This is a genomic window from Tychonema sp. LEGE 06208, assembly GCF_015207505.1.
GTDB lineage: Bacteria > Cyanobacteriota > Cyanobacteriia > Cyanobacteriales > Microcoleaceae > Microcoleus.
In genome coordinates this window covers 16,004-27,482 of the sequence record NZ_JADEWT010000086.1, presented here as the reverse complement: position 1 = coordinate 27,482, position 11,479 = coordinate 16,004, and the positions used below count along the sequence as shown (strand labels likewise).

At 45.0% G+C, this 11,479-nt stretch carries 12 protein-coding genes; 9 read left to right on the top strand and 3 right to left on the bottom strand.

Annotated elements, in window-relative coordinates; translation table 11 throughout:
* Positions 1-776 (top strand): serine/threonine protein kinase (locus IQ263_RS20395; protein WP_194069736.1); only part of this gene is annotated, 776 nt, incomplete at its 5' end.
* A 46-nt stretch (positions 777-822) separates the two neighbouring features.
* Here the strand turns inward: IQ263_RS20395 and IQ263_RS20390 are convergent.
* The 3 genes from IQ263_RS20390 to IQ263_RS20380 form a co-directional block, all read right to left on the bottom strand.
* Complete coding sequence (locus IQ263_RS20390; RefSeq protein WP_194069735.1) at positions 823-1,449, bottom strand: J domain-containing protein; 627 nt, start codon at positions 1,447-1,449, stop codon at positions 823-825.
* Positions 1,450-1,568: 119 nt separating this feature from the next.
* Positions 1,569-2,162 (bottom strand): ATP-dependent Clp protease proteolytic subunit, encoded by a 594-nt coding sequence (locus IQ263_RS20385; protein WP_194069733.1) that lies wholly within the window; start codon positions 2,160-2,162, stop codon positions 1,569-1,571.
* Positions 2,163-2,350: 188 nt separating this feature from the next.
* Positions 2,351-3,010, bottom strand: coding sequence for an ATP-dependent Clp protease proteolytic subunit (locus IQ263_RS20380; RefSeq protein WP_194069732.1), 660 nt, complete (start codon positions 3,008-3,010; stop codon positions 2,351-2,353).
* A 71-nt stretch (positions 3,011-3,081) separates the two neighbouring features.
* On the opposite strand from IQ263_RS20380, the gene IQ263_RS20375 reads away from it, so the two are divergent.
* From IQ263_RS20375 to IQ263_RS20340, 8 genes are all read left to right on the top strand, one after another.
* On the top strand, positions 3,082-4,317 hold the full coding sequence (locus tag IQ263_RS20375; protein WP_194069730.1) for a vWA domain-containing protein: 1,236 nt from the start codon (positions 3,082-3,084) through the stop codon (positions 4,315-4,317).
* A gap of 142 nt (positions 4,318-4,459) precedes the next feature.
* Positions 4,460-5,026 carry a Uma2 family endonuclease gene (locus IQ263_RS20370; protein WP_194012961.1) on the top strand — a complete coding sequence of 189 codons (567 nt, stop codon included), beginning with the start codon at positions 4,460-4,462 and terminating at the stop codon, positions 5,024-5,026.
* Positions 5,027-5,030: 4 nt separating this feature from the next.
* Positions 5,031-5,507, top strand: a complete 477-nt coding sequence (locus IQ263_RS20365; RefSeq protein WP_194069728.1) for a tetratricopeptide repeat protein — start codon at positions 5,031-5,033, stop codon at positions 5,505-5,507.
* A 52-nt stretch (positions 5,508-5,559) separates the two neighbouring features.
* On the top strand, positions 5,560-6,129 hold the full coding sequence (locus tag IQ263_RS20360) for a Uma2 family endonuclease (protein WP_194069726.1): 570 nt from the start codon (positions 5,560-5,562) through the stop codon (positions 6,127-6,129).
* Between the two features lie 77 nt (positions 6,130-6,206).
* Positions 6,207-7,139 (top strand): homoserine kinase, encoded by a 933-nt coding sequence (gene thrB, locus IQ263_RS20355; protein ID WP_194069724.1) that lies wholly within the window; start codon positions 6,207-6,209, stop codon positions 7,137-7,139.
* A 424-nt stretch (positions 7,140-7,563) separates the two neighbouring features.
* On the top strand, positions 7,564-8,289 hold the full coding sequence (locus tag IQ263_RS20350) for a DUF6884 domain-containing protein (protein ID WP_228050219.1): 726 nt from the start codon (positions 7,564-7,566) through the stop codon (positions 8,287-8,289).
* A gap of 32 nt (positions 8,290-8,321) precedes the next feature.
* Positions 8,322-9,857, top strand: coding sequence for an ATP-binding protein (locus IQ263_RS20345; protein ID WP_194069722.1), 1,536 nt, complete (start codon positions 8,322-8,324; stop codon positions 9,855-9,857).
* A 2-nt stretch (positions 9,858-9,859) separates the two neighbouring features.
* Positions 9,860-11,479 carry a hypothetical protein gene (locus IQ263_RS20340; RefSeq protein WP_194069720.1) on the top strand — a complete coding sequence of 540 codons (1,620 nt, stop codon included), beginning with the start codon at positions 9,860-9,862 and terminating at the stop codon, positions 11,477-11,479.

Sequence of the window (11,479 nt, the reverse complement as noted above, 5' to 3'; positions counted from 1 at the left end):
CCACAGACATCTTAGAAGTCGAAGATTTGGGAACCGGCGAAAACGAATGGGGCACAGTCAAAATTTTTAAAGTGTTCAAACACAGCCACAATCCCGATTTACTTCGCTGCTTCCAGCAAGAAGCGCGAGTGTTAATTTGGCTGGGGGGAAAAGCCGGAGTTCCCCAAGTTGAACCAGACGGTTATTTCCAAATTAAACTCGCCAACAATTCCCAGAAATTGTGTTGTTTGGCGATGGAAAAAATCGATGGAGTAAACTTGACAGAATTCTTAACTACAAACCAACAGGTTTCTCAAACACTCGCCGTTGATTGGCTGCAACAAATACTCCATATTTTGCAAAAAATACACAAATATCATCTCGTACATCGGGATATTAAGCCATCTAACTTGATGCTAGAACCCGATGGGAAATTGAGATTAATTGACTTCGGCTGCGCCACCGAAGCAGACACAGATACTACACCCATCGGTTCTGCTGGGTACTCCGCGCCTGAACAAATTGCCGGAAAACCAGAAGTGCGATCGGACTTTTTTGCCCTAGGGCGTACTTTTGTACATTTATTAACAGGCTTAAACCCGATCGACTTTCCCGTCAATCAAAAAACTGGTAAAATCAACTGGAAAAACCAGGCCGTAGATGTCGATCGGTCCTTTGTAGACTCGATCGACGAATTGATGGAACCGCTACCAGAAAACCGACCGGAAAATACCCAAGCTATTTTAGAAAAACTCAAAAATATAGAGTTTTTGATGACCTCCACAGAACCAAAGTAATAATTCCCGATTCCCGATTCCCGATTCCCGATTCCCGATTCCCCAATCAATAAATCTGTTCCAACTTGCGAAAATCTCGCTCAACTTCCGCCCACAAAGCCCGATTGTGAGGGTCAGTTTTTACAGCCTTTTTCAAATAAATTCTCGCCTTATCAACCTGCTTTTCCCCGATCAAATGCCTTCCCCAGCGCTGATAGGCGATCGCCTGCCACTGGCGCACCTCCCGATCTTCGGGCACCCGCTGCGCCAAACCCTCAATCAGGGCGATCGCCCGCGGGAACCTCTGATATTTCAGCAACTGCTGCAACTGAAAATAAGCATCTTGCTTTAACTTTTGTTCCGCCGCCGACAGATCCGGGCTATCTGGAGTCGGTTGCTGTTTCCGAGTCACCTTAACTGTCTGCGATCGATCTTTCACCGCTGCAGCGGGCGGTGTCGGAGTAGGCGGTACTGTTGAACTAGCAGTTGTTGACTCCGCAACATCGGCGGGGGCTATATTTACCAGGAACTTATAAGCCTCAGTAATAGCAATAAACTTATTCTTAGCCTGTTCGTTTCCCGGATTCACATCCGGGTGATACTGTCTGGCTAACTTTCGATAAGAACTCTTAACTTGCGATAAACTCGCACCAGACCTGAGTCCTAACTGTCGGTAATAATCTGCAGTATCCATTTAGCATGAACGATCGTTGATAATACAATTAAATATGGCAGAATCCTTAAATGTAAAGATTCTGCCAAAATTTACCGAAAAACTGGGTGTAGTGCGAGGTAGTGTAGCGAAAAAATCGCTTACGGACGATCTTCGACTACTCTGTCAATCAAGCCGTATTCCTTGGCTTCCTCAGCGGACATGAAATAGTCGCGATCCATGTCTTTCTCGATTTTCTCGATCGGCTGTCCGGTATTTTTAGCATAAATACCGTTGAGTTGGTGGCGCAAGCGCAGAATCTCCTTCGCTTCAATCTGAATGTCCGTTGCTTGTCCCCGCGTGCCCCCAGAAGGTTGGTGAATCATAATCCGCGAGTGAGGCAAAGCCAACCGTTTCCCCTTCGTACCTGCAGCTAGCAGGAAAGAACCCATCGAAGCAGCCAAGCCCACACAAATCGTCACCACGTCGGATTTAATGTGCTGCATGGTATCAAAAATAGCCATGCCTGCCGACACCATCCCGCCGGGGGAATTGATGTACAAAATGATATCCTTACCCGAATCTTCCGAATCCAGATACAGCATCACGGCGATAATTTGATTGGCAATTTCATCGTCAATATCTTTACCTAAGAAAATAATCCGTTCCCGGTAAAGGCGATCGTAGATATTAATCCACTGAGTATCATAACCACCAGGCATTTTGTAGGGGACTTTTGGCACACCTATAGGCATAATTCGGAACTCCGTTTAGTTGGTAATTGGTAATCGGGGATTTGGAAGTGATTGCTTGTTATTAGTTACTTGTTGTTAGTTACTTGTTATTAGTTACTTGTTATTAGTTACTTTCGACTTTTTGGTGATCGCAACCAATAACCCATAACCAATAACCAATAACCAATAACCAATAACCAATAACCAAATTAGATGACTCCAGCCGGCAGCGGTTTCGCCAATTCTTCCGAACTTTCTAGAACCCGATCGATCAAACCGTATTCTTTAGCTTCCTGCGGCGTCATGTACAGCAACCTATCCATATCTTTAGCAATCTTTTCGATCGGTTGACCAGTACAGTTTGCTAAAATATCCAGCATCGTCGCCTTATTTGCCAGCACTTCCTTCGCCCGAATTTGAATGTCGCTTGCTTGACCCCGCGTGTAAGCCTTGGGTTGGTGCAACACGATCGAAGCGTGCGGCAAACTAGCCCGAAAGCCCTTTGTACCGGCCGCTAACAGCATCGCAGCCATGCCCATTGCCGAACCGAGGCAAATCGTTTGCACGGGCGGCTTAATGTACCTGATCGTGTCGCAGATAGCGAAGGCTTCGGTTTCAAAGCCGACGGGTTCGCCGCTGTAACCAGAAGTGCCAGTCGAGTTGATATAGATTTTGATCGGCTTATCGGGGTCTTCGTACTGCAAATACAACAGTTGCGCGATAATCAGTTCTGTTACCGCAGGCACCAGAGGCATACCAAGATAAACGATCCGCTCCTTCAGCAACAGGGATGGCAAATCGGGTGGTGGCGTCCGAGAGTTGCCTTCCCCGTAGTATTGCGATTGCACAGCTTTAATTGGTGTGTTCATAAACCGAAATGTTGCCTGAACTGATGGAGCTATTCTTAAAGAAATAGTAACGCAATCTTTAGGTATCCCGCATGAAAGTTAGTTTGCTCCCGGTCTTAAACGACCCCAACCTTGACGCGATCGCGCCCTCAACCCAGCGCCAACTAGGGATTTCAGTGTCTGCGACGGCAAGTTCGATCGACTCCAGCGTACCCTTAAACCTGTGCCTGATTCTCGACCACAGCGGCTCGATGGGCGGACGGCCCTTGGAAACCGTCAAACAAGCCGCCGGACGGTTGCTCGACCGGTTGAAGCCCGGGGATCGCTTTTGCGCGGTGGCTTTCGATCACAAAGCCAAAGTCATCGTCCCCAACCAAATTGTGGGAGATCCTGCCAGCATTAAACGGCAAATTGAGAGATTGCGCCCGGCCGGCGGCACAGCAATTGATGAGGGCATTAAGTTAGGTATTGAAGAGTTGGGGAAAGGCAAAAAAGAAGCTATATCTCAGGCATTTCTGCTGACAGACGGCGAAAACGAACACGGCGACGACAGCCGCTGTTTGAAGTTGGCGAAACTGGCCGCCGAGTATAACATGACTTTAAATTCTCTGGGATTTGGCGATAACTGGAACCAGGATATTTTGGAGAAGATTGCTGATGCTGGCGGCGGTGCTCTGGCTCACATTCAGCGGCCCGAAGATGCGGTTGATGAGTTTGGTAAGCTGTTTACTCGCATCCAAGGTGTAGGTTTGACTAATGCTTATTTGCTATTTTCCCTGATGCCAAAAGTGCGGTTAGCCGAACTTAAACCGATCGCCCAAGTTGCTCCTGATACGATCGAATTACCGGTACAGCAAGAGGGCGATCGCTTTATGGTGCGCCTGGGAGATTTAATGAAGGATGTAGAGCGAGTAGTTTTGGCTAATATTTATATTGGACAGTTACCTGAAGGCAAACAGGCGATCGGGCAATTGCAAATTCGCTACGACGATCCGACTGTCGGTGAAGGTTTACTTTCCGATCCCGTTGCAGTTTCTGCTAATGTTCTAAAAGTTTATCAGCCGGCACTCAACCCGATGGTGCAGCAGCATATTTTAGCTTTGGCTAAGTACCGCCAAACTCAACTCGCCGAAACTAGATTACAACAGGGCGATCGCGCCGGTGCCGCCACAATGTTACAAACGGCGGCTAAAACTGCTCTGCAAATGGGCGATAAAAGTGCCGCCACAGTGCTGCAAACCTCAGCTACTCGCTTGCAGTCTGGTGAAGATTTGAGTGAGGCCGATCGCAAGAAAACTCGGATTGCTTCTAAAACAGTTCTTAAGTAGTGTAATTTGCGGTTAATTGCGATCGGCTCCATAGTTTGTAGTAAAGACTTTAGTCCTAATTGACTCAAAGTCACAGAGAAGACTGAAGTCCTTACTACGAATCGGTTTATAATGTTTGTACCACCTATTATAGAGTGCTTGTATGAGCCAGACAATATCTGATAAAGTACGCTGGACTACCGCTGATTTGGAACTATTGCCCGATAACGGCGATCGTTACGAACTTATTGATGGAGAGTTATTTGTGACTAGAGCACCGCATTGGGGTCATCAACGGGCTTGTGGCAGATTTTTTTCTGTGCTGGATACTTGGTCGATGTCTGCTGGTTTAGGACAAACTGCCATCAATCCGGGTCTGATTTTCACAGATGCTGACAACGTTATTCCTGATGTAGTTTGGGCCAGCAATGAACGCTTGGCTATCTTGCTAGACGAAGCCGGCCATTTAACCGCCGCCCCCGAGTTAGTTGTTGAAGTATTATCTGCTGGTACAGACAATGAAAGACGGGATAGAGATTTGAAAGTCAGACTTTATTCAGTGCGGGGAGTACAGGAATACTGGATTGCGAATTGGCGGTTGCAACAAATTGAGGTTTATCGCAGGGAACAAGCAAGTTTAAGGCTTGTTGCTACACTGTTGAGGAATGATGAATTGACATCGCCTTTGTTACCCGGTTTTAGTTGTTCTGTAGCTCAGATTTTTGCTTAGAATTATGAAATACTTTTACAGGGCGATCGCCCTTTGGGGATTTGTGACAGTTTTGGGTGGCATATCCCCTGCCATTTCTACTCAAAATTCACCAATACTCATCGTTCAAAATTCGGCAGAAGATTTATTTAACAGCGCCTTAGCCAAGTCAGAAGCAGGAGATATTCAAGGTGCGATCGCCGATTACACCGAAGCCATCCGCCTCAATCCCGACTACGCAGCAGCCCATAACAAACGCGGTATAATTCGAGCCCGCGATCTCAAAGATTACCCAGCAGCAAAGGCAGATTTCGATCGCGCTATTCAAATCGACCCCAACTACGGCGATGCCTACTACAACCGCGCCAGAGTCCGCGAATTCTTAGAAGATATCAACGGCGCGATCGCCGATTATCATACAGCAGCCCAATTCTATCAAAAATCAGGCAAAACTAACGATTATCAAGATGCCATCAAGCATCTTCAACTGCTGGAACAATAAATAGCTTTTGCCAACATGGTATAATCTCCTTAGTGTTTAAGAAATACCAACTATGATTGCCAACATCAGCCACACCTACACCTCCCCAGAAGACTATTTAGAAGGCGAAAAAATTAGCCCTATCAAACACGAATACAGACAAGGCGAAATTTATGCAATGGCAGGAGCAAGTGATGCCCATGAAACAATTTGCATCAACCTAGTCAACTTGCTCACAACTCACGTTAGAGGCAGAGGCTGTCGCATTTACGCAGGAAACATGAAAGCCAGAATTGAGCAAGCCGATGTATTTTACTATCCCGACATCATGGTAACTTGCGACGAAAGAGATAGAAGTCTTGACTATTTCAAACGCCACCCGCGCTTAATCGTAGAAGTTCTCTCTCCAACCACAGCAGCATTCGATCGCGGAAATAAATTTGCCGACTACCGCACCTTAGAAACTTTACACGAATACGTAGTGATTAATCAAGAAAGAATCGGTGTAGAATGTTATCGCCGCAATGCAGAAGGGCGCTGGGAACTCTATCCTTACGCGGATGGCGAAGAAGTTCGCTTGGCTAGCGTAGAATTTCAATGCCCGACCGCACAAATTTACGAAGATGTTCTAGGAATGAGTTAAAATAGGCGATCGAACCGATATCAACAATTTATCTCTGTTCCCAAGCGGTTAAATACTCAAAATTTACTATTCAAAAAATGTCCGCAACTTCCACCTTCACCGTTACCGTACCCGCCACAACCGCCAACCTCGGCCCCGGTTTTGACTGCATCGGTGCCGCTTTAAGCCTCTACAACTCCTTCCAATTCTCTCTTCTCGAACCCTCCGCAACCGAGAAACTAAAAATTACAGTCACAGGCGCAGAAGCCGCCAAAGTCAAGACAGATGACAGCAATCTGGCTTATGTCGCATTTGTCAAATTATACGATCGCCTCAATCAATCGCCGCCGCCAGTCGCCATACATATACATATGGAAGTTCCCCTGGCTAGAGGTTTGGGAAGTTCCGCTACAGCCATTGTCGGTGGGTTAGTCGGTGCAAATGAACTAGCCGGAAAGCCTTTGAGTCAGGTGGAAGTGATGCAGTTGGCGATCGAACTTGAAGGACATCCCGACAATGTTGTCCCCGCTTTCTTGGGAGGCTGTCGCCTCGCAGCTAGCAATACACCGGGCAGTTCCTGCCAAATTTGCGACATTCCGTGGCATCCTGATATTGTGCCTGTGGTTGCTATTCCCGATTTTGAACTTTCTACAGCCGAGGCGCGCCGAGTTTTGCCGGCAGATTACAGCAGGGCTGACGCGATTTTTAATGCTGCACACCTGGGTTTGTTGGTGCGGGCTTTGGCTACGGGCGATCGAGATTGGCTGCGCTGTGCCCTCGATGACAAAATTCACCAGCCTTATCGCCAATCGCTGATTCGGGGATATCAAGCGGTGCAAGAAGCTGCGTTGAATGCTGGGGCTTGTGGGATGGTCATTAGCGGTGCGGGGCCGACGCTTTTGGCTTTAACTGATGTTACTAATGCTGATGCGGTTGTGAGGGAAATGGCTGCTGCTTGGGCGGAATTTGGGGTGAAGGCTGATGTAAGGGCGATTTCTCTTGATACTCAAGGTGCGATAATTTCTGGTTAATTAAGTTAGCTTGACAAAAAATCTAGTGTGCAAGCGAAAATCGGATTTTATTACCTCTTTGGTATCAAAGGGCGATTTCCTACGGGATATATCCGCTTCACGCAGTTTTTTTTCAAGCCCGCACTCCAAACCCTTGACTGTCACGATCAGTTGTTTCGTATTTCGATCGCCAACCGTATCATAACTTTCCGCCCTGGGATACACTCAGGGCTATTTCATTTAAAAAGCCAACTCGACTCCCAACTGGACAAAAAGAGAAATATTGGATGGCATCTTTGGGGAATGAAAGGTCGATCGCTCTTCAGTTAGATTGGTTGGTTGAGGTGCGATCGCATCTGCTACCTCTACTTCATCAGGCTAGTTGTAAAGCAAGAAATAGAATAATGTGGTAAATAACATGAATTATATATAGTGAGTTCTGAATTTGCGACATCTGCTAATTTTGGCTTGCTCCCAGCGTAAACGTTCGGATGCTGATTCGCTGCCTGCTATTGAGCGCTATGATGGCCCCACATTCCGTTTGCTGCGTCGTTTTCTGCGGAAACAACCATCAGCACAGTTAGAGATATATATTTTGTCAGCTAAGTTTGGCTTGATACCGAGTGACTATCTGATTCCAAATTATGACCAACGAATGACAAAAATGCGATCGCGTCAACTGCAGCCAGAGGTCATTGCTAAATTTGAAGATATCCTCAGCGCAAAGTCATACCAGAAACTTTGCATTTGTTTAGGTCAAGATTATTTCCTTGCAATGGATAAATACGATATGCTAATCAAATCAGGATTAGCTGTGCGAATTGCTACAGGCTCCTTGGGTAAAAAGCTGGCAACCTTGCATGATTGGCTGTACGGAAAGCCCCCGGAACTAGCTAGCAGACAGGCTGTTGTCCCCCCAGGGAAAGCGAGTCTTAAAGGGATTGAGGTTGTTTTGACACCAGGAGAAGTGCTTGATTTAGCGCGTCAGGCGTTGGTGGAAGGCAAGGGCAACCCTGGTTGTTACCAGTCGTGGTATGTGTTAGTTGGCGATCGACGGGTATCGCCGAAGTGGGTGGTAAGTCTGTTGACAGGATTGCCTGTCAGTGATTTTCATTCAAGTGCGGCTAGGCGAATGCTCCAACAACTTGGTGTAGAAATTTATAGAGAATAATCAAATCTTAATCTGAATAAAGGTGTTTAAAAATGATCGTCAAGACTCTCCCTATCGGCACAGTTATTTCCGATCGAGATACCCCAACTTTTGAAACTGTGCGAATCAAATTGAAAGCAGGACAGGATGTAAAGCCTGGTATGCTTGTTCGGATTCCTGTATCAAGAGCAGAAAAGACCATGCTTTATGGTCGAATTCGTAGTGCTTATGAAAGCAACTCTAATGAAAGCGCAGAAAGCATCAACGTTACTGAGAGCATGGGGCTGCCGCGAAATTATCCTAAAGAGGAAGATAGCACAAGGATATTTCGCCTTGCCGAAGCTGACTTGATTGAGGAGATTATAGACAAAGAGATCAGAGCGCCACAGAATTTACCAAATTCGGGGGCAGAAGTATTTATTGCTGATAGCGATCAAACCGTCCAGGTTTTGGGTATGGTGAAAGATCGCTCTGAGGGTTTGTACATTGGTGAAACAGTAAGTGGTACAAAAACAGAAATAATTCTCAAACGTGAGGCGATTCAGCGGCATTTTTTTATAGGTGGAACTACAGGCAGTGGTAAGAGTTATGCAATGGGTGTAATTGCAGAAGAAATCATCAATATGAATTTACCAATTGTTTTTATAGATACACAGGATGAATATTCATCGTTAGTTAAAAAAATGGGGGGAGAAGTTGTTGAGCCCGGAGAAGATTTTAGCATTCGTATCTCATCACTTACTGAAGCAGAATTGATAAATTTACTTCCTGAAGCGATGAAACAGAGTTCAGTTCAGTGTGACGTAGTGACAAGGGCTTTTGGTGAATTACAAACTCGTCTAGTCAATGAAGATATTGCAAAATTTACGTTGGATGATGTTTTAGCAAGAATACCAGATTCAGCAGCAGCACTATCAGGTAAACCTGGTGATGTGCCACGATTGGTCGATACCGTCACACGCAGGTTAAAAACTCTCAATAATTACAAAATATTTGGCGAGGGGGTAGCTGACTGGCGAAAACTTATGTATCCTTGTCTGGCAATAAATTGTAAAAAATTAACCTCTATACAGCTTCAATCTATAGCAACAGCAGTCTTGAGGGAACTTCAAAACTTACGCATCCGGGGTCATATTCCACCTTATGTGGCGGTTGTGGATGAAGCTCATTTGTTTGTACCACAAGGTGAGGGTAGCCCTTGCAAACAAATAATACGGGAAGGTGTACGAATTGGAAGACATCACGGCATTTGCATGGTATTAATGACACAAAGCCCTATTGACATTGATAGAAGCATTATCCGTCAGTGTAATACAAGACTGGTGTTTGCGTTGGAACCAGATCAACTTGATGCCATTCGGGGCGTAAAGTCAGATGCCTCTGAAGAAATGTTACGTGCCCTACCCAAAATGCCACGCGGTACTTGTTTGCTTTCGGGTACTTATGAGAGTGTGAAGCATACGATTCCGGTACGCATTAGGGAGCGTACAACTAAAAATTCAGAAGGTGGTAAAACTCCTGATATTTTCCAGGAGATGAAAGATGAATGGATATCTAAAATTAATGACTTAAAACAAAAGGAGAAATAAAAATGCCCAGAAAACGCAAATCTCAATCTAACTCTCCCGATCCTGAGCGATATAGGCAGTTATCCATATTCGACATCCTCAACTCGGATACCTATGAGGTACTGAGCCGTGATGCAGTTGCCGATTATAATCCAGTTGCAAGAACGGCTGATTATATGCGACAAATAGTTGAATCTGAGAGAGCTTGGACAACCACAATTCAAACTGCTCGGGAACATTTACTAGAAAAAGATCCGAGGGAACTATACCTTGATTTTTTCACTGATCTCAAGCGTCAGATAGAGCAAGACTCATCTAAATCAGCACGACTAGCACGCCTGTTAGAGCAGGTTGCTATTCGTGGATTTGGAATGACTAAGGAACAAGTGCGAATTGAGAAACCAGCAAGAGGTAGTAGTCGATGGAGAGTAAATCTGGATGTTGCATCAATTCAACAACACCTTCAAAGCCATATTGTAGGAGAACACTTCCTTAACCCGATTACTTCTGATGACGTTTGGGGAAACCGTGATTTTCTCATCGGGTCTTCTGATGTGAGCCAGCATCGCAGTTCTGTACCTATTCCCGCACGATTTTTCACACGCAGTGTACCCTTTTTACTTAACAATGCTGCTGGTGCTGTACTTAGGGTGCAACAGGGTCAAGCGAGTTATGATCCGCCTCGATTCAACCCCCAACCGAATGAAGAATTACTCAAATGGATGCTAATTGACCCCTCGTACCAAGACGAGCTAGAACCTGAAGATTATCAGCGCTGTCTAGCCTCAGCAATGGATGTTGGTCAGTATAAATTTGACTATCAATATTTGTTGAATGCAGACCGAAGTCGTCCAGATATTATCCTCAGAGATGGTAGCCTATTTCCGCAGGATGCTTACCTAGACAACTTTTTAATTGAAAATAGGCGGGGTGAATTCACTCGCGAAGCAATACGAGGTCTGCTTGAATGTCTCGATTGTGCTAAAAACTCCGGGATTATTTACTGTGGAGTATCCAAAAATGTACGTTTAAAAGTTTATAGTGCCGTGTTGGATTGGTATATAGCTAAGGAGATAGATCCGAAGTGGGAAACTGGAAACTATACTCTTAATGATGGACAAATGATGACACTGTTGTTGTCAGATCCTTCGTTTGTTGGTGATTATCTAAAACAAACAATAGCTACCTGTCTGATACGTCGTTCTTTCACTACAAGAGCTACTTTGAATGAAAAAGCTAATCTTACCGACTTAGAAAGCTCTTACTTTGAACGTTATGAAAAACAACATGATATTAATATCAGTTCTTATAAACAATTGTGTAAAATTTTTCATATGTATATGTTTTTTATCGGTCACTCCAAAAACCCTAATCAGCAGTTACCTCGGTATGAATTTTTTCACAATGATTCTCTTGGCTCAGTATCATCAATAGCACAGAAAATTCTAACGGCTTTACGATATTCTAGTATAGATATTGACCAAGATCATTCATTTATGGCTGAGGAGCCAATTACCTATATAATACCAACAGTTACTCAGCAAGCACATATTTACTCAAAGGATGTGGGTAAGTACATAACTGATGGCACTGGACAATTGCTCATGTCCCGATATAAAGCTCTACTATCAGAAATGGTTTAG